This is a genomic window from Williamsia serinedens (assembly GCF_024171725.1).
GTDB classification, from domain to species: Bacteria; Actinomycetota; Actinomycetes; order Mycobacteriales; family Mycobacteriaceae; genus Williamsia_A; species Williamsia_A serinedens.
The window spans coordinates 746,638-767,645 of sequence record NZ_JAMTCG010000002.1 but is presented as its reverse complement, the minus strand read 5'-3'; the positions used below and the strand labels follow the sequence as shown (position 1 = coordinate 767,645).

Annotated in this window: 24 protein-coding genes and 1 tRNA gene; 10 read left to right on the top strand and 15 right to left on the bottom strand. The window is 70.0% G+C overall.

Annotated features, from left to right (window positions below; genetic code table 11):
• Nucleotides 1-38 precede the first annotated feature (38 nt).
• The gene (locus LX12_RS07275; RefSeq protein WP_253653832.1) at nucleotides 39-1,109 is read left to right on the top strand and encodes an ATP-dependent DNA ligase; all 1,071 of its coding nucleotides are present in this window, start codon (nucleotides 39-41) and stop codon (nucleotides 1,107-1,109) included.
• A 3-nt stretch (nucleotides 1,110-1,112) separates the two neighbouring features.
• On the opposite strand, the gene LX12_RS07270 is transcribed toward LX12_RS07275, so the two are convergent.
• Nucleotides 1,113-2,129: a hypothetical protein gene (locus LX12_RS07270; protein ID WP_253653831.1), complete on the bottom strand. Its 1,017-nt coding sequence runs from the start codon at nucleotides 2,127-2,129 to the stop codon at nucleotides 1,113-1,115.
• 386 nt (nucleotides 2,130-2,515) lie between these two features.
• On the opposite strand from LX12_RS07270, the gene LX12_RS07265 reads away from it, so the two are divergent.
• The 4 genes from LX12_RS07265 to gluQRS all read left to right on the top strand — a co-directional run bounded on the left by LX12_RS07265 (nucleotide 2,516) and on the right by gluQRS (nucleotide 6,420).
• Complete coding sequence (locus LX12_RS07265) at nucleotides 2,516-2,953, top strand: NUDIX hydrolase (RefSeq protein ID WP_253653830.1); 438 nt, start codon at nucleotides 2,516-2,518, stop codon at nucleotides 2,951-2,953.
• Between the two features lie 10 nt (nucleotides 2,954-2,963).
• Nucleotides 2,964-3,797: a TIGR03854 family LLM class F420-dependent oxidoreductase gene (locus LX12_RS07260; protein ID WP_253653829.1), complete on the top strand. Its 834-nt coding sequence runs from the start codon at nucleotides 2,964-2,966 to the stop codon at nucleotides 3,795-3,797.
• 77 nt (nucleotides 3,798-3,874) lie between these two features.
• The gene (locus LX12_RS07255; protein WP_253653828.1) at nucleotides 3,875-5,515 is read left to right on the top strand and encodes an SMP-30/gluconolactonase/LRE family protein; all 1,641 of its coding nucleotides are present in this window, start codon (nucleotides 3,875-3,877) and stop codon (nucleotides 5,513-5,515) included.
• Complete coding sequence (gene gluQRS, locus LX12_RS07250; protein ID WP_253653827.1) at nucleotides 5,512-6,420, top strand: tRNA glutamyl-Q(34) synthetase GluQRS; 909 nt, start codon at nucleotides 5,512-5,514, stop codon at nucleotides 6,418-6,420. Before LX12_RS07255 ends, gluQRS begins: the two co-directional genes overlap by 4 nt.
• Before the next feature lie 4 nt (nucleotides 6,421-6,424).
• Here the strand turns inward: gluQRS and LX12_RS07245 are convergent, their stop codons facing one another.
• Nucleotides 6,425-7,330, bottom strand: coding sequence for a hypothetical protein (locus LX12_RS07245; RefSeq protein WP_253653826.1), 906 nt, complete (start codon nucleotides 7,328-7,330; stop codon nucleotides 6,425-6,427).
• A gap of 185 nt (nucleotides 7,331-7,515) precedes the next feature.
• Between LX12_RS07245 and LX12_RS07240 the strand changes: the two genes are divergently transcribed.
• Entirely contained in the window at nucleotides 7,516-8,253 is a 738-nt protein-coding gene (locus LX12_RS07240; protein WP_253653825.1) for an RDD family protein, read from the top strand.
• Nucleotides 8,254-8,286: 33 nt separating this feature from the next.
• Here the strand turns inward: LX12_RS07240 and tgt are convergent, their stop codons facing one another.
• A complete protein-coding gene (gene tgt / locus LX12_RS07235; protein ID WP_253653824.1) occupies nucleotides 8,287-9,528 on the bottom strand; it encodes a tRNA guanosine(34) transglycosylase Tgt in 1,242 nt (413 codons plus the stop codon).
• A gap of 53 nt (nucleotides 9,529-9,581) precedes the next feature.
• Nucleotides 9,582-10,073 carry a cupin domain-containing protein gene (locus LX12_RS07230; protein WP_253653823.1) on the bottom strand — a complete coding sequence of 164 codons (492 nt, stop codon included), beginning with the start codon at nucleotides 10,071-10,073 and terminating at the stop codon, nucleotides 9,582-9,584.
• 75 nt (nucleotides 10,074-10,148) lie between these two features.
• Between LX12_RS07230 and LX12_RS07225 the strand changes: the two genes are divergently transcribed.
• Complete coding sequence (locus LX12_RS07225) at nucleotides 10,149-10,637, top strand: hypothetical protein (RefSeq protein ID WP_253653822.1); 489 nt, start codon at nucleotides 10,149-10,151, stop codon at nucleotides 10,635-10,637.
• 64 nt (nucleotides 10,638-10,701) lie between these two features.
• Here LX12_RS07225 and LX12_RS07220 read toward each other — a convergent pair.
• The 4 genes from LX12_RS07220 to LX12_RS07205 form a co-directional block, all read right to left on the bottom strand.
• A tRNA-Ser gene (locus LX12_RS07220) sits at nucleotides 10,702-10,789 on the bottom strand.
• 66 nt (nucleotides 10,790-10,855) lie between these two features.
• Complete coding sequence (locus LX12_RS07215; protein WP_253653821.1) at nucleotides 10,856-11,065, bottom strand: CsbD family protein; 210 nt, start codon at nucleotides 11,063-11,065, stop codon at nucleotides 10,856-10,858.
• Between the two features lie 98 nt (nucleotides 11,066-11,163).
• Entirely contained in the window at nucleotides 11,164-11,640 is a 477-nt protein-coding gene (locus LX12_RS07210; RefSeq protein WP_253653820.1) for a nucleoside deaminase, read from the bottom strand.
• Nucleotides 11,641-11,647: 7 nt separating this feature from the next.
• Nucleotides 11,648-12,157 (bottom strand): tRNA adenosine deaminase-associated protein, encoded by a 510-nt coding sequence (locus tag LX12_RS07205; protein WP_253653819.1) that lies wholly within the window; start codon nucleotides 12,155-12,157, stop codon nucleotides 11,648-11,650.
• A gap of 96 nt (nucleotides 12,158-12,253) precedes the next feature.
• Between LX12_RS07205 and LX12_RS07200 the strand changes: the two genes are divergently transcribed.
• A complete protein-coding gene (locus LX12_RS07200; protein ID WP_253653818.1) occupies nucleotides 12,254-13,249 on the top strand; it encodes a prephenate dehydrogenase in 996 nt (331 codons plus the stop codon).
• On the opposite strand, the gene LX12_RS07195 is transcribed toward LX12_RS07200, so the two are convergent.
• Genes LX12_RS07195 through LX12_RS07185 form a run of 3 tightly spaced genes read right to left on the bottom strand, consistent with a single transcriptional unit; the run spans nucleotide 13,222 to nucleotide 16,125 of the window.
• Complete coding sequence (locus LX12_RS07195; protein ID WP_253653817.1) at nucleotides 13,222-13,821, bottom strand: putative glycolipid-binding domain-containing protein; 600 nt, start codon at nucleotides 13,819-13,821, stop codon at nucleotides 13,222-13,224. The genes LX12_RS07200 and LX12_RS07195 overlap by 28 nt on opposite strands.
• Nucleotides 13,787-14,620 carry an aspartate/glutamate racemase family protein gene (locus tag LX12_RS07190; RefSeq protein WP_301284206.1) on the bottom strand — a complete coding sequence of 278 codons (834 nt, stop codon included), beginning with the start codon at nucleotides 14,618-14,620 and terminating at the stop codon, nucleotides 13,787-13,789. The genes LX12_RS07195 and LX12_RS07190 overlap by 35 nt, the downstream gene beginning before the upstream one ends.
• Nucleotides 14,621-14,625: 5 nt before the next feature.
• Nucleotides 14,626-16,125 carry an NCS1 family nucleobase:cation symporter-1 gene (locus tag LX12_RS07185; RefSeq protein WP_372504940.1) on the bottom strand — a complete coding sequence of 500 codons (1,500 nt, stop codon included), beginning with the start codon at nucleotides 16,123-16,125 and terminating at the stop codon, nucleotides 14,626-14,628.
• 99 nt (nucleotides 16,126-16,224) lie between these two features.
• Between LX12_RS07185 and LX12_RS07180 the strand changes: the two genes are divergently transcribed.
• The gene (locus LX12_RS07180; protein ID WP_253653816.1) at nucleotides 16,225-16,605 is read left to right on the top strand and encodes a VOC family protein; all 381 of its coding nucleotides are present in this window, start codon (nucleotides 16,225-16,227) and stop codon (nucleotides 16,603-16,605) included.
• 97 nt (nucleotides 16,606-16,702) lie between these two features.
• Nucleotides 16,703-17,143 carry a hypothetical protein gene (locus tag LX12_RS07175; RefSeq protein WP_253653815.1) on the top strand — a complete coding sequence of 147 codons (441 nt, stop codon included), beginning with the start codon at nucleotides 16,703-16,705 and terminating at the stop codon, nucleotides 17,141-17,143.
• A 4-nt stretch (nucleotides 17,144-17,147) separates the two neighbouring features.
• Here LX12_RS07175 and LX12_RS07170 read toward each other — a convergent pair whose 3' ends face one another.
• Genes LX12_RS07170 through LX12_RS07155 form a run of 4 tightly spaced genes read right to left on the bottom strand, consistent with a single transcriptional unit; the run spans nucleotide 17,148 to nucleotide 21,001 of the window.
• The gene (locus LX12_RS07170; RefSeq protein WP_253653814.1) at nucleotides 17,148-17,834 is read right to left on the bottom strand and encodes a GntR family transcriptional regulator; all 687 of its coding nucleotides are present in this window, start codon (nucleotides 17,832-17,834) and stop codon (nucleotides 17,148-17,150) included.
• Nucleotides 17,835-17,841: 7 nt separating this feature from the next.
• Complete coding sequence (puuE, locus tag LX12_RS07165; protein WP_253653813.1) at nucleotides 17,842-18,795, bottom strand: allantoinase PuuE; 954 nt, start codon at nucleotides 18,793-18,795, stop codon at nucleotides 17,842-17,844.
• The gene (alc, locus tag LX12_RS07160) at nucleotides 18,792-19,775 is read right to left on the bottom strand and encodes an allantoicase (protein ID WP_253653812.1); all 984 of its coding nucleotides are present in this window, start codon (nucleotides 19,773-19,775) and stop codon (nucleotides 18,792-18,794) included. Before alc ends, puuE begins: the two co-directional genes overlap by 4 nt.
• Nucleotides 19,772-21,001, bottom strand: coding sequence for a DUF6986 family protein (locus tag LX12_RS07155; protein ID WP_253653811.1), 1,230 nt, complete (start codon nucleotides 20,999-21,001; stop codon nucleotides 19,772-19,774). Before LX12_RS07155 ends, alc begins: the two co-directional genes overlap by 4 nt.
• Between the last annotated feature and the right edge of the window lie 7 nt (nucleotides 21,002-21,008).

The following is a 21,008-nucleotide window of genomic DNA, read 5'->3' as shown; positions in this document are numbered from 1 at the left end:
GGGCCCGCCTCGCCACGGGAGTGCGCCACAATGGCGACGTGGACCTCCCCGTCATGCCGCCGGTGTCACCGATGCTCGCCAAGCCGCTGAAGTCGATGCCCGCCGACGCCTCCTACGAGCCGAAGTGGGATGGGTTCCGCAGCATCTGTTTCCGCGACGGTGACGAGGTCGAGCTCGGCAGCCGCAACGAGCGACCCCTGACGCGGTACTTCCCCGAGGTGGTCGCCGCCGCGCTGGCTGAACTGCCCGACCGGTGTGTGATCGATGGGGAGATCGTCGTCGCCACCGAGCACGGCCTGGACTTCGAGGCGCTGCAGCAACGCATCCACCCGGCCGACTCGCGGGTGCGGATGCTCTCTTCGACGACCCCGGCCGCGTTCATCGCGTTCGATCTGCTGGCCCTCGGCGACGACGACCTGACCGGTCGTCCGTTCACCGAGCGGCGCGCGGCGTTGGTCGAGGCGCTCGACGGCGTCGGCCCCACCTTTCACGTCACACCGGCCACCACCGACGTCGACGTCGCCCAGCGGTGGTTCTCCGAATTCGAGGGCGCGGGACTCGACGGCGTCATCGCGAAACCCTTCGACGTGACCTATCAACCCGACAAGCGCGTGATGGTGAAGGTGAAGCACGAGCGGACCGCCGACTGCGTCGTCGCCGGATACCGGGTGCACAAGTCCGGTCCCGAGGCGATCGGGTCACTGATGCTCGGGCTCTACACCGACAGCGGCTCTCTCGCCTCCGTCGGCGTGATCGGGGCGTTCCCGATGGCCAAGCGCCGCAGCCTGTTCGAGGAGCTCCAGCCCCTCGTGACGACGTTCGACGACCACCCGTGGAACTGGGCTGCCACCGAGGCGGGCGAGCAGACCCCCGGTCGCAACGCGGGGTCGCGGTGGAACTCGGGCAAGGACCTGTCGTTCGTGCCGTTGCGTCCCGAGCGGGTCGTCGAGGTGCGGTACGACCACATGGAAGGCGAACGCTTCCGCCACACAGCACAGTTCAACCGGTGGCGCCCCGACCGCGACCCGCGCTCATGCACCTACGAGCAACTGGAACAGCCCGTCACCTTCCGCCTCGACGACATCGTCCCGGGGTTGGGGGCGCAGTAGATCTCAGTCCCGTCGGCGGAGGATCTCGTCCACCGCAGGAGTCGTCGACCGATACGTGATGAGGTTGTCGACGGCAATCCGACGGCATCCGTTGCGTTCGGCGGTGAGAAGGCCTCCGCCGGATCCGTCCGGTCGTCGCAGGGTCGCGGTGATGACCTCGGTGCCGCGGGTCGTGCAGTCGCGTGACGCCGGTGGCGACGCCAGGATCTCTCGGACGAGGCGCGTGCTGTCCTGCGCCGACAGCCGTGTCGAGCCGAGCTGTTCAGTCCGCCAGTCGTTGTTCGGCAGGTCCACCACACGGCTCGCGCAGAGCGTCGTCGTGGCGACCGCCTGTTCGGGAAGACGCACCGCCGGGCGTCGTTCCGCGCCGAGGTCCCCCAGACGGACACTGCCCGCGCCCCTGCACTCCGCTGCCGGGTCGCCGACGACGGGTTGCCGGGGTACGGACGCCACAGACCGCCGGGAAGTCTCTCGAAGTTCGGCGAGGGGATCGAGTGGTTCGCTGCGCAGGTCGCACGGCGCCGCGGGCCAGCCGACGCGGATTGCTCCGTCGTCGGCCACCAGCCAGACTGCAACCGGCGCATCGGCCCTGACGGCGCAGGACGGATCGCCGTCGCGGTACCGCAGCGACGGGAGCGCGAAGGCGTCTCTGACCGCCCCGACGTCGCCGGACAGAGTGACCTCGTCGATCGACGTGGCGTCTCCCGTGTCCCTGACCTCGCACCGGACGACTTTCGTCGGAACGAAATCCTCAGGGATCGACCCCTCTCGTGGGGTGTCCGTGTACTGCGATGTGCTGAATCCATAGCCGAGTTCCTGGACGATGCCTGGCCACGCGCATGAAGCGGTCGCCACGACAGGCGCGGCGGGCGTGCGGTACTCCTCGGTGTCGAGATCCGGACCGATGACGGAGCACGCTGCGGCGGACATCAAGCCGACTGCCACCAGCACCCGTGCCAGCCGGGCACGCTCATGTCTGGGTGATGACGTGGCTTTCGATCGAGATATCAGCGGTCGCATCTTCCTGACCGGTTTTGTTTCTCGACTCTGGCGACCGCGTCACACCAGAACCACGCTGCCGATCCCACGAACGGCACGAGCCAGATGACCGCAGTCCATCGGCGTCGGGATCTCGCTGCTGCCCTGCCCCGCTCCAGTCTCACAGTGGCCAACAGACAGCTGTAGAGCCAGACAGCGACCAAGGCCACGAGCCCCGCGATGTAGAAGGGCCGGTCGAAGTCGGCACTGCACGCGGCGTCCCGCGCGCATTCGGACAATCCGGCCTCGGCGAGCACCATGCTCGCACGGTAGTACAGATGATCCCGTCGACCCCTGTCGCGTTGGGTCGCAGCCGCTGCCGCCGCTGAGCAGCGGTCGCTCAGAAATCCGCCCGGTAGCCTCGCCGCGTGTCCGAGATCCGACCGATCGCGCTGGCCCTCATCCGACGACCCGCCGACGGGGCCGTGCTGGTGACGGGTCACGGCATGGACACCGACGACCCTCGTGTGCGGCCCGTCGGCGGCGGTGTCGAGTTCGGGGAGTCTGCCCAGTCCGCGCTCGACCGGGAGTTGCACGAGGAGCTCGGCGTCGGGGTTCGCGACGCCCGATTGCTCAGCGTGTTCGAGAGCATCTTCGAGGTCGACGGGATCACCGGCCACGAGATCGTCTTCGCCTTCGCGACCGACGTCGACGACGCCGGGCTGGTCGACCGTGACCGCTTCCCGATCCTCGACGCGCCCCACGAGATCGCCTTCTGGTGGCGGCCCGGCATCGACGAGGGTCGACTCGTCCCCGAGGCCCTGCTCGGCCTCGACGAGACGCTCCGACTGCCCCGTCGGGTGTAGGAACGAACCGGTGAGCATCCGTTTCGGCATCGGGGTCGGCGGCGACGTCCCGCCCGGCGACCTACCGCGACTCGTCGACCGACTCGAGTCCGACGGCGTCGACTCGCTGTGGTTCTCCGAGCTGATCTACTCCCCAGCGGTCGACCCTTTCGTGGGCATGGCGTTCGCCGCGTCGCGGACCACCAAGCTCAAGGTGGGGACCTCCGTCGCGATCCTCCCCGGCCGACAACCCGTCCTCGTCGCCAAGCAGCTCATCTCGTTGTCGGCGTTGGCGCCACGACGAATCCTGCCCGTCTTCGGACTGCAACCGGCCCTGCCCGGGGAACGCGAACTCTTCCCCGTCGACGGGCGCCGCGGCGACGTGTTCGACGCGTCGCTCCGACAGCTACGGTCCGCGCTGGACAACGACGACATCCGTCAGGGCACGCCGGGACGGCTCGACATCTGGCTCGGCGGACGGGCGCCCGCGGCGTTCCGCCGGATCGGGACCCTCGGCGACGGGTGGCTCGGGAGCTTCCTCACGCCGACCGAGGCGCAGGCCGGCGTCGCCGCCATCCGTGGCGCGGCGACGGAGGCCGGCCGGACCATCGACGACGACCACTTCGGGATGACGCTGCTCGTGACCGACGGCGTACGGCCGGACGATGTGATGCGACGCATCGGGACCCAGCGACCCGAGGTCGACCCCCGCGAGCTCGTGGCCACCGGGTGGGATGCCCTGCACCGCATGATCGACGATCACATCGCGGCGGGCATCAGCAAGTTCGTCGTCGTCCCCGCGGGCGGGGACACGACACCCTTCGTCGACCGGTTCGTCGAGGAGATGCTCCCGCGCCAGACGTGATCACGGCGTCCATTCCGTGACGACCCTCGCAGCCTCCCTAGACTCGACGAGGTCGTCGTGGCGAGGAGGACCGAAGAGTGCAGCACCCGTGGCGTCCGGCGTTGCGCTCCGGATCCGGCGCGGTCGCGCTGGAGTGGTGGACCCCGACCGAGGTACGGACCGGTGACTGGTGGGTCGAGGCGTACGCCCAGCGCATCGCCCGCATCGCCGACGCCGACGACGTGCGCGTCCACCACCTCGACGACGGGCTCGTCCTGGTCGAGGTGACCGCGCCGTCGCGGGTGGGACCTGATCCCGGCGATCTCGCCCGCGGCCCGGCGGAGACCCGCGTGCCGATGGCCGGCCAACTCACCTCCCGCGGCGATGTGATGGCCACGTCGACGGAGGCCACCGTCGGCGGTCGAGCAGTTCTGGTGACCGCGCACCGACCCGGGAACCAGGCACGCCACCGGACGGTCGTCGTCGACTGCGTCCTGCCCGCACTGCATGCCGCACCCGGTGTCCGTGCGGTCCGCGCGCATCTCACCGACGGGCGACACGGCGAGTCGGCGCTCGGCGACCTCGTGGTGGTGGAGGCGCGCGACACCGACAGCGCATGCTCCGCCGTGCGTGCGGTCGTCGACGAGATGGGTTCCCTCCTCGCCGAACCCCGTGTCCACCGCGTGTGCAGCACGCAGATCCTCCGCGAGGGCGGGCGCCCGCTCCTGCCTGCCCGCGGGACGGCCGACAAGCCCCGGCTCGATCCGCGCCGCCGCCCTGTCCCGCCGCCCGCACCGGTCTCTTCGACGACGGCGCTCCCGCCCTCGCGTGTCATCGACCTGCCGGCAGGCTTCGCCGAGGACGTCGTCGTCGACGGCGACGGACAGCTGCTGTGCGGGGTCGACGGCGGTGCGATCCTGCGCGTCGACCCGCAGACCCATGCGGTGTCGACGGTGGCGTCGACCGGTGGGCGACCCCTCGGTCTCGAACACCGTTCCGACGGCACACTTCTCGTGTGCGACGCACATCTCGGCCTGCTGCATCTCGACCTCGGGACAGGTGAACTGACCACACTCACGCGGTTCGTCGACGACCGCCCGCTGCGGTTCTGTTCGAACGCGACGACCCTGGCCGACGGCACCATCTGGTTCACCGAGTCGACGACGCGCTTCGACTTCGAGCACCACCGTGGGTCGATGATGGAGAACCGGCCGTCGGGTCGCCTCCTGCGCCGCGGCCCCGACGGGACCGTCACCGTGGTCCGCGACGATCTGTGGTTCGCGAACGGCATCACCGCGACCCCCGACGCTGACGCCGTCATGGTGGTCGAGACAGCCGGGCACCGGGTGAACCGTCTCGCGCTGACGGGTCCGCGTGCCGGCGCGGTCGACGTCGTGACCGCGGGACTGCCCGGCTTCCCCGACAACATGTCCGACTTCCGGACAGGACGGGCGTGGATACCCCTGACCAACCCGCGGATGCGCGCTCTCGAGGTGCTGGGTGTCGCACCCCGATGGGTCTCGGAGGTCGCGTGGCGCATCCCCGATCGTCTCCGGCCCGAGCCCGAACACACGGTGTGGGCCGTCGCGATCGACGAGAACGGCGACATCGTCGACGAGGTGCACGGCACCCACCCCGCGTTCCACACGGCGACCGGCGCCGTCGAGGTGGACGGGAAGCTGTTCCTGTCCAGCGTGTTCTGCGCACCGATGCTCGAGATCGACCTGGAGGCACGGTGACCGGCGCCGGACGTTTCGCCCCGTCGCCGTCGGGTGATTTGCACATCGGCAACCTCCGGACCGCGCTCCTCGCGTGGCTCTTCGCGCGGAAGTCCGGACGGGATTTCCTGCTCCGCATCGATGACCTGGACGACCGCACGTCGAGTGAGGTCGCGCAGCGTCAGATCGACGACCTCACCGCGATCGGCCTCGACTTCGACGGCAAGCCCGTCGTGCAGTCGGAACGCCGCGAGATCTACGACGCGGTCATCGAGCGGTTGACCGCGGCGGGCAGGACCTTCGAGTGCTTCTGCACGCGCAAGGAGATCCTGTCGGCCCCCCGCGCACCGCACTCACCACCCGGCGCCTATCCGGGCACATGTCGCGACCTCACCGCCGACGAGGTGCACGAACGCCGCGGCTTGGGGCGGCCACCGGCCATCCGACTGCGCTCGGACGTCACGCAGTTCACGATCCGCGACGACCTGTGCGGTGAGTTCACCGGTGTCGTCGACGACTTCGTCCTCCGCCGCGGCGACGGCGTCGCGGCATACAACCTCGCCGTCGTCGTCGACGACGCGGACAGCGACATCGATCAGGTGGTCCGCGCCGACGACCTGCTGAGCTCCACACCCCGCCAGGCGTATCTGGCGCAGGTGCTCGACCGGCCGATCCCGTCCTATGCGCATGTCCCGCTGGTGCTCAACACGTTCGGGACCCGCCTGGCCAAGCGGGACGGTGCCGTCACGCTCGCCAGCCTGGCCTCGATCGGGGTGTCCGCGGACCGCGTCCGGGCGCAGCTGGCAGGTTCGCTCGGCCTCGGCGACGGATCCGAGACCCCGGACTCCGCAACCCTTCTCGCGCGGTTCGACCCGGCGAGGATCCCGGCGGGGCCGTGGATCCTCGACCCGGTCGACCTCCTCTGACCTCTCAGGCCACCGGGGACTTCGCCGGCGAGACCACGCCGCCGGTGAGGACGCGGAACGCGTAGGTACCGGCGATGAGCGTCACCGGGATGGTGACGAGCAGTCCGACCAGGCACAGCACGAACCCGACCACGTTCAGCAACGCGCAGACGATCGCCAGCGGCAGGAGCTTCCCCACGTTCTGACTGGTCAGTCGGACACTGTTCGACAGCGCCGCGCCGAGGCCGTCGTTGCGGTCGATCGCGAATGTCAGCGCGTACCAGGTGAGATACAACAGGACGAGGCCGGGGATGATCACGATGACGAAGCCGATCGTGACGATCAGGCCGACGACGATGGCGAGTCCGAACACGACACCGAGGTTCGACCACCTGAAGAAGTCGCCCAGGCGCGGCTTGCGCCCGTCGATCTCATCGAGGGCACCGCGGATGTAGGCAGCCTGGAACAACACCCCGACGATGAACGAGACCACGACCCCGACGAGCGACAGAATCGCCGTCGACGCGGTGAGGTCGGTGGTGTCGAAACCGCCGAACAGGAAGTTCACCACGCCGTTGACCACCACGGAGATGAGAGCGATGAGAATCCACGGCCCGACGTTCCCGCTGAATTTGCCCCACCCGTAGGACAAGGCGTCACCGACCGACAGTTGTGGAGGCTGCTGAATGCTCGGTGGCTGCATCGGCGGCGGAAAGCCGCCGGGCGTCTGACCGTACTGCGGAGGCGGGGGATAGCCGCCAGGAGGCGGATACGAGCCCTGCGGCGGAGGGTAGGCGCCGGGAGGCGGGTAGGAGCCCTGGGGCGGGGGGTAGGACCCCGGCGGGGGCGGATACGAACCGGGCGGCGGCGGATACCCGGCCGATCCCTCGTCGGACTGTTTGCGCAGCGGATCCTCGGGTGGCTGGGTCATCGTCGCTCCTCGACAGGTGGTCCATCCGGTCAGCTCAGAAGCCTAGAGCGTCGGTGCCACCGCCGCGGGGACGCGCCGAACATGTGTCCGCCGGACCGCACAGGAAGAACTGCTACGTCCGATCCGTCTGTTTTACGCTGGACGACATCTGCCACGCCTGTGGTGGGCACACGAGAGGACCCGACATGACCGGACCGCAGCAGTACCCGGGCCAGCCCGAGGGACAGGATCCCGGGTACGGGCAGTCCCCCCAGTACGGCCAGACACCCCAGTACGGGCAGGGCCCCGACCTGGGCAAGGGCGGACAGCAGGCGAGCTACCCGCCGCCCGGCGCCTACCCGCCCCCGCAGGGCAGCTACCCGCCCCCGGCCCAGGGCAACTACCCGCCCTCGCAGAGCGGCTTCCCGCCGCCCCCGCCGCCCGGGCAGTACGGCGCCCCCACCGAGCAGGGGATCCACCAGACGGGCGGACAGCCCGCCGGTGCCGGTCTGCGCCTGGTGGCCCGCATCCTCGACGGGCTGATCGTCGGCATCCCCGTCGCGATCGTCGAGGGCATCGCGGCCGCCGCAGGTGGCTGGGCCGTCGGCTACATCGTGGCGCTCATCCTGAGCCTCGCGGGGTTCGCCTACTTCGTCCTGCTCGAGTCCCGCAACGGCGCGACCCTCGGCAAGCGCATCCTGTCGCTGCGGACGGTCGGACCCGACGGCGGACTGCCGTCGCAGCAGGTCGCCATGCGTCGCAACGCGTTCATGTTGCTCGGCTTCGTGTCGGCGCTGCTGAACTTCACGTTCATCCTGTCCGGACTCGTCGGCCTGGTCACGCTCGCGGTGTTCATCGCGCTCGGCGTCACCATCGCCAACGACCCGAACAAGCAGGGCTTCCACGACAAGTTCGCCGGCGGGAGCCGCGTCGTCCGCGCCTGACCCTCACCGCACCATCACTCCGGCCGGTCCGCCTCAGGCGGGCCGGCCGGCGTAGTACCGGGCCAGGAACGCGTCCCGGAAGTCCGCGTAGGTGCCGTCCTCGATCGCGGCGCGGGCCCGGTCGACCAGTGTCACGACGAAGTGCTCGTTGTGGATCGTGCACAGCGTCGAGGCCAGGCCCTCCTTCGCGCGGAACAGGTGATGGATGTAGGCGCGTGAGTAGGAACTGGTGTAATTCTCCAGCTCTGGCTCGATGGGTGCGAAGTCGCGCTTGAAGCGACTGTTCGTGATGTTCACGCGGCCGTCGAAGGTGTACACCGCGCCGTTGCGCGCGACCCTCGACGGGGAGACGCAGTCGAAGGTGTCGGCGCCGTTCTCGATGGCCGTGAAGACGTCATCGGGTTCGCTGATGCCGAGGAGATGGCGTGGCGATTCATCGGGCAGTTCGTCGACCACCCACCCCACGATCGTGCCGAGGTTCGCCTTCTCGAGTGCCCCGCCGATGCCGTACCCGCCGAATCCTCGGCCACCGTCGGCGATGTCGCGGTCATGCAGTGCGACGAGGCCGCGCGTGGCGAGACGGCGAAGGTCTTCGTACTGGGCACCCTGCACGACGCCCCACAGAGCCTGCGGCGGGCGGTGAGCACGCAGCTGCGACTGTCGATTGTGTTCGGCGAGACAGCGTTCCGCCCACAACCGGGTCCGCTCGACCGAGGTCTCCTGGTAACCACGGGTGTTCATCAACGTGGTGAGCTCGTCGAACGCGAAGATGATGTCCGCGCCGAGCTGATGCTGGATCTGCATCGACACCTCCGGCGTGAACCGGTGGGTCGTCCCGTCGAGGTGCGACTTGAACGTCACGCCGTCGTCGTCGACGCGGGCGAGACGCTCCTTGCCGGGCGCGATGACGTCGTCGTCCTGCTGCCCCGACACGTCCATCGAGATGACCTTCTTGAACCCCGCTCCGAGCGACATCACCTGGAAGCCGCCGCTGTCGGTGAAGGTCGGGCCGGGCCAGTTCATGAAGGCGCCGAGTCCTCCCGCGGCGTCGACGATGTCGGGACCGGGCTGCAGGTAGAGGTGGTACGCGTTGGCGAGGACGGCCTGCGCACCGAGGTCCGCGACGGACTCCGGCAGGACGGTCTTCACCGTCGCCTTGGTGCCGACGGGGACGAACGCGGGCGTCCGGATGTCACCGTGGGCGGTGTGGATGACGCCGGTGCGACCGCGCGTCCCCGGCAGCACCGTGCCGGGGGTGAAGGGGGTGGACGTCACCCGGGGATCTTCCCAGGCGCTGCGGTCCCCCGTCGTGACGGGTGTGGAGCGCGTCAGCGATCGCAGGGTGGCGCGGGTGCATCCTCGAAGAACGGTGCACCCTTCGGCAGCAGGTAGACGACGTCGAGAACGACCGGGTCCTTCGTGAGATTCTGTCCGCGGTGGGTGTTCGCACTGCCCTCGGGTTCGAGGATGACCTGACCGGCGCGATACGTCACGGGCCGGCAGTCGGATCCGGGGTGGGTGAGGGTGCCCGATTCGACGATGCCCACGATCCGGCCGTCGTGGAAGTGCCAGCCCGTCGTCCCGCCGGGGGCGATGGTGATGCGACGCGCGGTGGCGACGCCGGGCCCACTGATGAAGGGCAGCAGCCCGGCGGGCAGGTCGGCGGTCGCGATCGTGGTCGCGGTGACACCGGAGCTCGGCGTCGCCCCGGCGGTGGTCGCCGTGGTGGCCCCGGCGGATACGACGAGGCCGACGGCGCCTGCCGCCACCCCGAGGACACGCAGTACGCGATGGTGCATCGTCGCTGGAAGCAGGTGCATCGGCGCAGCGTACGCCCGGGTGGGCGGCCCCCGACGCTGATCGGGAAGACCCGCCCGGTTCGCTACGGTGGCGACATGGCTGCGTTGCGTACCTGGTCCCTGGCCGTCGCCGTGGTGGGCGGGGCCGTCCTGCTCGGCGGGTGCGGATCGGACTCCGGCGACGTCGCCGGCACCGTCTCCTCCGCCATTGATGCCGGTAACCAGGCCCCGACGTCGTCGTCTGTCGACGAAGCCCCGACCAGCACGAACCCGAGTGCTCAGACCGTTCCCGGGCCGCAATTGCCGTCGGCCACGTCGGTACCTCCCTCCAAGGAGGCGCCGACGATCGGAGGCACACGGTGCGACACCGTCAACGGGCCGGACGGAGCCCTGCGAGTCGTGGTCTTCTCGAGCGGATCGGCCGACTGCGGCGTGGTCATGCCGGTCGCGCGCACCTTCGGGCCGCTGATCGCCACCGGACGCAACCAGGACGTCGACGGCTGGAGCTGCGGTCCGTCGCAGACGACCGGTGTCCTCGCGAAGTGCACGAAGGGCTCCGACGCCTTCGGCTTCATCCCGCAGTAGGGGTCACCTGCACCCACAGACGACGCATCCCCGCCCCGGTGACCCGGGACGGGGATGCGTACTGCGGTGGCGGGGGGATTCGAACCCCCGGTACGGGGTTACCGCACACAGCATTTCGAGTGCTGCACCTTCGGCCGCTCGGACACGCCACCGCCGGTGACTGTACCGGAGGCGACCCTCAGCCCATGAATCGGCTGCTCAGGGCGCACTCGGACCGCTCACTTGCCGGTGAGCTTGTCCTTGATGTCATCGACCTTGTCCTTGACGGAGTCCGCCACGTCCGCGGCCTTCTCCTTGAGGTTGGCGCTGGCCTGGTCGCCCTTGCCCTCGGCCTTCAGATCGTCGTCGCCGGTGACACTGCCCGCGGCTTCCTTGCCGCGGCCCTTCAGTTCCTCGGCCTTGTTCTTGGCATCGTCAGCGAGACCCATGGTGCACTCCCCTTCGGTCGGTGTGTGTGCAGACGTCGTCGACGCCCTGACCCCACAGTGGCACCGCGAGCGGCGGAACCCCACCGGATGCACTCATCTCAACCCGATCGTTGTCCGCGGAAGAATTGGGTAACGAGTTCGACACAGTCGGCCTCGCGCACGCCCCCGATCACCTCGGACCGGTGGTTGACACGACGGTCGCGGACCAGGTCCCACTGGGATCCGACGGCGCCGGTCTTGGGTTCCCAGGCGCCGAACACGACCCGTCCGACGCGTGCGGCGACGATCGCCCCGGCGCACATCACGCAGGGCTCGAGCGTCACCACCAGGGTGCACCCCTCCAGGCGCCACCCGTCGCCGTGGACGCGGGCCGCGGAACGCAGTGCGGTGATCTCGGCGTGTGCCGTCGGGTCCCCGTCACTCTCACGGGTGTTGCCCGCCCTCGACAGCTCCCGGCCGTCGGCGTCGAAGACCACCGCACCGACCGGGACATCGTGGGGCCCTGACGATCCCGCGGCCTCGAGCGCGACTCCCATCGCCGCGACCAGCCCCGCGGGCCCGACGTCGAGGCTCATGACGCGGTCAGTGGCCGAGGCGATCCAGGACCGCGGACAGCTCGTCGGCGAAGCCCAGCCGCGCGGCGATCATCCCGATCTGCTCGTCGGCGTACAGGTCGGTGTCGCCGACGATCACGCTCATCACCGATTCGGGCAGCCCCAGGTCCGACAGGACCCCCAGGTCGCCCTCCTCCCACGGGTCGACGTCGTCGAGGTCGTCGGAGTCGATGTCGGGGACGTCGATGTTGAGTGAGTCGAGCACATCGGCGGCGATGTCGTAGTCGATGGCGGCCGTCGCGTCCGACAGCAGCAGACGCGATCGCGAAGGCGCCGGGCGGATGACGACGAAGAACTCGTCGTCGACGTCCAGCAGACCGAAAACCGCGCCGGCGCTCCGCATGTCACGCAGTCGCTTCTCGGCGTCGTCGAGCCCGGTGAGCGCGGCGGAGTCCATGGCCGTCACCGACCACTTGCCCTCCTCGCGCACCACCGCGACGGCGAACCCGTCGAGGTCGTCGCTGTCCGCTGCGGCCATGTGCGACACCGTAGTCCCCCGCCGGGTGTTGTCCCAACTGTGGCGTCGAACCCCGGCGGGCGCGCTGCCCTGCGACGATGTGCGACGCTGACCGGTGTGACCACCCCGACCGGAGACCGCACCGCGCCGGGAGTCTGCGTGCTGGGACTCGGACTGATCGGGGGCTCGCTGCTGCGCGCCCTCGACCGCGCCGGGCGCCCTGCGTTCGGGTGGAACCGCTCAGCCGCCACCGTCGACGCGGCGGCCGCAGCCGGACACGACGCCGACACCGATCTGAGCGCGGTCCTGGCGCGGGCCGCGCAGCAGGACGCGCTGGTGGTCGTGGCCACACCGACGCCGATCGTCGGCGAGATCCTGGCGCAGGTCGCGCGACACGCACCCGGCTGCGCCTTGACCGACGTGGTGAGTGTGAAGCAGGCCGTCGCCGACGCGGTCGCCGAGCGCGGGCTGTCGGCGCGGTACGTCGGCGGGCACCCGATGGCGGGGACGTCACGGTCGGGATGGGACGCCACCGACCCGGACCTGTTCGTCGACGCCCCGTGGGTCGTCTGCGCCGACGACGACACGGATCCGATGGTCTGGTCGACGGTCGCCGACGTGGCCCTCGCGGTGGGCGCGCGCGTCGTCCCCGTCGCCACGGAGGACCACGACCCGCTGGTCGCGGCGATCTCGCACCTCCCGCACCTGACGGCCGCGGTGACCGCCACCGTGGGTGCAGGGCCCGGCGACCTGGCGCTGCGACTGGCCGCGGGGAGCTTCCGCGACGGGACCCGGGTCGCCGGCACCGCCGTCGACCTGCAGCGGGCGATGATCGAGGCCAACGGTCCCGCGGTGCTGACGCTGCTGTCGGAGGCGATCGACCGGCTCACCGCCGCCCGCGACGAACTCCGCGACTCCGGCACCGTCCACACGCTCGTCGAAGACGGCCACCGTGCGCGGACGCGGTGGGACGCGATGCGCGGCGCGGATCCGGAACCGATCGTCGACGTGACCGTCGGGTCGGACGGCTGGGCCGCCGAGCTCCGGCGACAGGCCCATCTGGGCCGGGTGTGGACCGGCCCCGGTCAGACCCGGCGCGACAGCCCGGGGTAGTCGACGACGAAGCCCGCCGCGTCGGTGGTCAGGGTGACGTCACCGACGGGCGACTGGATCGCGACCGACGACCCGTCCGACGAGTAGCGGGACGTCACCGGCTCGACGGTCCCCTCCGGCAGGCGCAGGTACACCAGCGGGACGTCGACCGGGTCGGACGCCGTCTTGTGCAACTCCATCCGGCGGATGGGGAGGGCGTTGAACAGCGGGCTCAGCACCAGGTCGACGTCCTGGGCGCCGTTGAAGTCGCCACGCTCGGTGCCGCTCGCGGACTGGATCAGCCAGGTGCTCTCGCCGTCGCGGGTGATCGACACGTGCGACTCGCCGCTCTCGCGGATCATGTGCACCGCGAGCCGTCGTGTCACGCCTGCGTCGTCGGTCACGAGGTCGTAGTTCGCGCCGAACGCGGGGTGGCTGTCGGTGGCCGCCGCGATGATCTGGCCGTAGGCCTTCACCCGGAGTCCGGAGACCTGAACCCGCGCCTGCTCGAGACGGGTGACCTGGTCACCGCTCCAGGTGAGAACGGTTTTCAGGTCGTCAGAGGCCGCTTGCGTCGCCTGTGGACTGGTCACCCGACAACGGTAAGCGAACCCCCGCGTCCGGGGGGAATCGATCGCCCGATCCGTCGAGACCGTCCGTCGCGGACACCGAGAAGTCGGACAGCAGTCCGGTGTACCGCTTGGGCAGGGGCGTCGCGAACTCGCCGAGCTTGCCCGTCGTGAGCCCCATCGTCACCAGCGACTGCACGGTGAGCGTCGCGGCGCACACCCCGTCGATGACGGGCACCCCCAGATCAGCGGTCAGGTCGGCGCACATCGCCGCCATCCCCGCGCAGCCGAGCACCACCGCGTCGGACTCGTCCTGGGCGATCGCCATCCGGCAGGCGTCGGCGATCCGCCGATACGCGGCCGGGTCGGTCTCGAGGTCCAGCACCGCGATCTCGCACGCGTGGATCCCCCGACAGAACCGACCGAGCCCGTAGTGGTCGGCCAGGTCCGCGGCGCGTCCCCGGGTGCGACCCAACGTCGTGACGACGCTGAACCCGCGGCCCAGGTAGGCCGCGGTCCGCATCGCGGCCTCGGCGATCCCGACGACGGGCCCCGACGCGAGCTCGCGGGCGGCGTCGAGGCCGGGGTCGCCGAAGCACGAGACGACGTAGCCGTCGACGCCGCGCCGCTCACCGTCGGCGATCGCCGCGAGCAGGCCGGGCACCGACATCGCCTCGTCGTAGTGACTCTCGATGGACACCGGGCCCGTGCTCGAGGTGATGGCCTCGATCTCGACGCCCGGCGCGGCGACCGACCGCGCCGCGGCCGCCGCGACCTCCGTCATCGCGACGGTGGTGTTCGGGTTGACGACTGCGATGCGCATGCCGGTCAGCCTGCCATCGCGTACTGACGACGCAGGGAGCCCGTCATCGCGAGGTACAGGCCGAACCCGACCGCGACACCGATGAACCACGAGTACTGCGAGGCGCCGGTCATGCCCCAGATGTCGATCCCGAAGGGGTGGGCCTTCGTGATGACCGGGAACATCGCGATGATCGCACCGACGAACGTCGCGACGACGGCCGGCGGGTTCACGCCGTTGCGGTACCAGTACGGCTTGCCCTCCTCCATGGAGAACAGGGCGTCGACGTCGACACGCTGCTTGCGCACGAAGTAATAGTCGGCGATGAGGACGCCGAACAGCGGACCGATGAACGCGCCCAGGGTCTCCAGCGTGTAGTGGATGACGTCGGGGTTGTTGTACAGGTTCCACGGCGTGATCAGCACGGAGCCGACGGCGGCGATCATCCCGCCGGCGCGCCAGCTGATGCGCTGCGGGTCGACGTTGGAGAAGTCGAACGCGGGCGAGACGAAGTTGGCGACGATGTTGATGCCGATGGTCGCGACGATGAACGTGAGCAGACCCAGGACGACGGCGGTGACGCTGTCCATCTGGGCGACCGTCTCGACCGGGTCGGTGATGAGCTTGCCGTAGACCGGCAGCGTCGCCGACGCCGTGACGACCGTCAGGACCGAGAAGAAGAGGAAGTTGATCGGCAGGCCGAGGAAGTTGCCGGTGCGGACCGCCTTCATCGACTTGGCGTACCGGGAGAAGTCACCGAAGTTGAGCATCGGGCCCGAGAAGTAGGACACGACGAGCGCGATCGCACCGAGCATCACCGGCACCGACGACCATCCGGAGTACTCGACCGAGCCGAGGTTGAGGCTGATGTTCGACCAGCCGGCCTTGGTGACGAGGTAGATCGCGAGCACCAGCATGACGAGGTAGACGGCGGGGCCGCAGAAGTCGATGAACTTGCGGATCGCCTCCATGCCGCGCCAGAAGACGATGGCCTGCAGCACCCACATGATGGCGAACGCTCCCCATCCCAGGGTGGAGAGTCCGAGGAAGCCGTGCTGGTCGACGTCGGCCCACGGTGCGAGCGACGGCCACAGCTTGAGTCCGAGGACGACGAAGGCGTTCGACGCGAGGTAGGTCTGGATGCCGTACCAGGCCACCGCGATCAGGCCGCGGATGATGGCGGGGACGTTCGCGCCGAGGACACCGAACGGCGCGCGACAGATGACCGGGTAGGGCACCCCGGCGACCTGCGACGGCTTCGCCACGAGGTTGGCGAAGACGTTCACGACGATGATGCCGACGACCAGCGCCACCAGCACCTGCCAGCTGGTGAGACCGAGCGCGAACAGGCTGCCCGCGGTGACGTACCCACCGACGCTGTGCACGTCGGACATCCAGAACGCGAAGATGTTGTAGCCCGACCACGTCTGCGGGACCAGGGGCTTCAGGTCGTCGTTCGTGAGCCGGGTGTGGTACCCGAGCTCGGCGTCATACATCGCTGACGCGGGCGCCGGTGTTGTCGTCATGCGAGGAAAATATTCCCCGCCTGTTTCATCACCGTTGCTCTGAAGATATATCTTGCGTCACCCGTGCTCGAGCGGGTCACGCCCTGCGAGGAGGTCCCCATGGCATGTCGGCTCAGCGAACTCGTCCTCGAGTGCCGGGATCCCGAGACCCTCGCACAGTTCTGGTGCGACGTCCTCGGTCACGTCGTGCTCGACCGACCGGGCGACGGGTCGATCGAGATCGGACCGGCGGCCGGCTTCGGCGGTCTGGAGCCGACCATCATCCTCAGCCCCCATCCGTCGCCCGAGCGCGCCAAACCCCGCCTGCACCTGGACGTCAACCCCACCGACCGCGACCAGGACGCCGAGCTGGAACGCCTCCTCGCCCTCGGTGCGCGACCGGCCGACGTCGGGCAGACCGGGGACGAGTCCTGGCACGTCCTCGCCGACCCCGAGGGCAACGAGTTCTGCTTGCTCCGCGCTCGGATCCCGGATCTCTGACGCCGCCTCGTCACAAACGTCCGACATACGCGCGTGGAGGGGAATATGCCCTCTGCTCGCGTGGTCCGGACGTTTGTGACGGGATTCGGGCGCGGCCGTGTCCGAATTCCGCGCCGTGACGCGCCATCGTGGCCATACTGACCACGGCATGAGCTCACGACGCGGATTTCGGCAACGGGCGGCGGTGGTCTGGCTCCGCCGGTGGCGGTTTCCGGCCTTCGTCGTCGTCCTGGCGATTTTCCTCGGCCCCGGTGTGATCGCCGACCTCGGTTCCACTTCCTCGATCTGGGATTGGACCGGGCTCGGCTGCCTTGTTCTCCTCGTCGTGGGATTGCCCTTGTTCATCCGTGATGCGCTCCGCGACGGTCGCGCCGAGATGACACCGGTGCGCCTCGATCCCGCCGAGGTCTCGCCCGGTGCGATCCATCAGGCCATCTCGAGGACCTCCGACCGGGTCTCGGCGGTGCGTCTTCTCCGCGAGGCTCATCCGGGCCTCGGGCTGCGCGACGCGGCCGAGCTGGTCGACGCCTACCGCTGACCGGTCAGTCCGACCCCTGCGAGGCCGAGATGGCGGCGCGGAGACGGTCGTTGTGGTCGGTGGTGGCGGCGGTGAGGGCGTCACCGTCCCGGGCGAGGAACGCGGTCAGCATGTCGGCGTGGTCGAGGTGCAGCGCGACGCGTTCGGTGGTCGGGATCTGCCACATCGGGCGCCCGGGTTCGGTGATGTTCCAGGTCGACTCGAGGACGTGCAGCAATCGGTGCATCCGGCACGGGGTGACGAGGGCGAGGTGGAAGGCTCGGCTCTCCTGGTGGTACCCGACGACGTCGTCGGCGAGGACGGCACGGTCGAGCGCCGCGTAGGCTGCCCGGGCCCGCGCGTCGTCGTCGGGCGTCGCCGACGGCAACGCGATGCCGTGCGCCGCGGTCTCCAACGCCCCCCGCACCAGGTACAGCTCGACTAGTTCAGCCGCGGTGAGCCGCGCGATCGAGTACCCGCCGTTGGCCCGGTGGTCGACGATCCCCTCGCCGACCAGCGTCTTCAACGCCTCGCGCACCGGGATGCGGCTCACGCCGAAGTGCGTCGCGACGGTGTCGACGGGGATCGGTGTGCCGGGCGGCGCGATCCCGTCGAGGATCACCGACCGCAGCGCGTCGAGGATGATCGCCTGCGACGCCCCGTCGGTGTGGGGCAGCGCGGCGACCAGTCGCTCCTGCGGCGGTCCCAGCATCGGGCCATCATCCCGCCGAGGCGGTGTCCCCGCTCGCTGTCGGCGGATGTGTCGCGCGCCAGTGCCGCGCGATGTCGACACGCCGGGCGACCCAGACACCGTCGTGTGCGGCGACGTGATCGCAGAACCGCTCCAGCGCAGCGGTTCTCGCGGGACGGCCGGCGAGACGGCAGTGCAGTCCGATCGACAACATCTTCGGTGACCCCGCGACGCCCTCGGCGTACAGGACGTCGAAGGCGTCCCGCAGGTGGGCGAAGAACTGCTCACCGATGGTGAACCCGCCCGCCGACGCGAACCGCATGTCGTTGGTGTCCAGCGTGTACGGCACGACGAGGTGGTCCTTCGCGCCGTCGGCGGTCTCGACCCGGGTCCAGTAGGGCAGGTCGTCGGCGTAGGAGTCGGCGTCGTATTCGAAGCCGCCGTGTTCGACGACCAACCGGCGGGTGTTCGGCGAGTCGCGCCCGGTGTACCAGCCGACGGGCGCGGAACCCGTGATCTCGGTGAGCATCTCGACGGCGGCGGCCATGTCCGCGCGCTCGGTGTCCTCGTCGACCTGCTGGTACGACTTCCACCACAGCCCGTGGCTGGCGATCTCGTGCCCGAGTTCGGCGAACGCCGCGACCGCCTCCGGGTTACGACGCATCGCCTGCGCGACCGCGAAGATCGTCAGCGGCCACCCGCGTCGTTCGAACACGCGCAGGACCCGCCACAGCCCGGCACGGGACCCGTACTCGTACAACGACTCCATCGACATGTGCCGGTTCGGGAACGCCTGCGCACCGATCATCTCCGACAGGAACGTCTCGCTCGCGGGATCGCCGTGCAGCGGGTTGTTCTCCGCGCCCTCCTCGTAGTTGAGGACGAACTGCACCGCGATGTTCGCGTCGCCGGGCCACCGCGGATCCGGGGGTGTCGGCCCGTACCCGATCATGTCGCGCGGGTAGTCGGCGATGGGGTTCATGACGCGAGATCCTGCCGCCCCGCGTCGGTGAGCGCACCCCAGGCGCGGACACGCGCCATCCCTCCGTCGGGGAAGACGTCGACGCGCAGCGCGGTGACCGCCGGGGCGTCGCGCACGACGAAGCGGTGTCGGGTGTCGGGGTGCAGGTCGACACGCGGGACCAGCTCGGTCCACGTCCCGTCGGGGCCCCGACCGCGAACCGTCGCCGCCCCGGGAGCGTTGCCGAGGAAGTACGAGGTGTCCAGTTCGATCATCCGCGGGACACCCTCTGCGGCGAGGGCGATCTCGACCCAGTCGTTGGCGTCGTCGCGACGACGCGCGGTCTCCCACCCGTCGCCCATCGACCGGGCGACGCCGGGCAGCAACAGGTTCTGCGGCGAGCTGTAGAACATGTTGGAGCAGTCCGTCACCCGCGCACCGTTCTCGATGGCGGCGAGGTCGACGGGACCGGCGTCGAGGTAGGTGACATCGGGGCGGGCGATGCCGTGCACACGCAGGCGCGCCACACCGCCGTCGGGGTGCATCGTGAGCTTCACGTGGGTGACGCGGGGGCCGGGTTCGACGTCGAAGTCGTTCTTCGTGTCGCCCCGCACGCGGGACCGCGGGACCAGCGTCACCCAGTCGGCCGCGCGCACCTCCTCGACCGACGGGTGGCCGTCGACACAGGCTCCCTCGACGGAGACCTCGGGCGGGTAGTTGCCCGTGAACCAGGCGGTGTCGACGACGACACCGTGCACGACCCCGGGCGCTCCGAGCCGGACGATGGCCTCGTCGACACCCGACGACCGACGACGCCGCGTCTCCCATCCGTCGTAGACCTGGCCCTTGTGACCGAACGTCGCGGCCGAGTACCCGGCCGGACCGGGCTTGATGAGGTTCTCGCGCTCGGCGAAGAACTCGTCGTTCGCCCAGATGACGGCGCCACCGAGGGTGCGCAGAGCGAGGTCGGGCAGGGTGCGGAACACGTGGTCGTCAGTCATGGTGTGCCCGAGTATCGCAGCAGCCCGCGCAGCGTCGACACGGTGCAATTCGGGGCGAGCGCCAGGATCTCCGACTCGGTGACGGCACCGCAGTCGACGCCGCGCAGGACCACCGCGGCCAGGGCCTCGGCGGTCGCGGGTTCGTCGACGACCGACCCGCCGAGACGCCCGAGGTAGGACTCGAGTCGCCGCGCGGCCGGCGGCAGTGCGCCGCGGAAGAAGGCCGTGGTCGCCGCCCAGCGGGTGACGAGGTGGCCGGGGTGCATGTCCCAGCCCTGGTAGATCCCCCGCTGCAGCGATCGCGTGACCAACCGGTAGTGGCGGGAGACGGCGGCGATCACGGCGTCCGCGTCGCCCTCGGGCACCACCTGCGTCGAACCGTCGGAGACCCACACACCGGTCTGGGCGGTGGCCGCGGTCATCACCGCCTTGGCGTGGTCGGCGACGGGGTGGTCGAGGGACTGGTATCGCGCGGCGATCCCGCAGGCTGCGCTGTAGTCGTAGGTGCCGTAGTGCAACCCGGTGCACCGCCCCTGTGCGGCGACGATCGCCCGTGCGAGGGTGGCGGTCCCGTCCGCGCCCACGACGGCCTGCGGACTCTCGATCTGCAACTCGAAACGCAGACTGCCCGTGGCGAGTCCGTGCGCGCGTTCGATCTCCTCACACAGGGCGACGACGCCGTCGACCTGGCGCACCGATCGCAGCTTGGGGACGGTGAACACGAACCCGTCCGGGATGCCGCCTGCGGCGTCGAGCACGGTCTCCAGCGTGCGGATGCCCCGACGCCGTTCGGCCGCTCCGAGCCCCTTGGCGCGGATTCCCAGCGAGAACGGCCCGGACGGGTCCGCGGCCCACGACGCCAACGTGGCGCCGGCACGACGTGCGTCCTCGTCCTCGACCTCGTCGCCGCGGTCGCCGTATCCGTCCTCGAAGTCGATGCGCAGGTCCTGGACGGGACGCTCGGTGAGGATGCGGTCGACGAGCGCCACGTCGACGGCGGCGTCGAGTCCGGCGACGATCGTCGCGTGGTCGGTGAGCAGCGCCCGGGCCTGCGTCCCCCAGGCCTGCGGCGTCTGCGGGACGGCCGCGTCGGCGGTGACGTAGACGGTGTGGACGGGCTGTCCGGTCCGGCGGTCACCCGGGTAGAGCCGGTCGAGTTCGGCGTCCGCCTCGGCGAGGATGGCCTCGACGCGATCCAGTCCGTCGGCAGGGATCCGTACGTGCATGACAGGT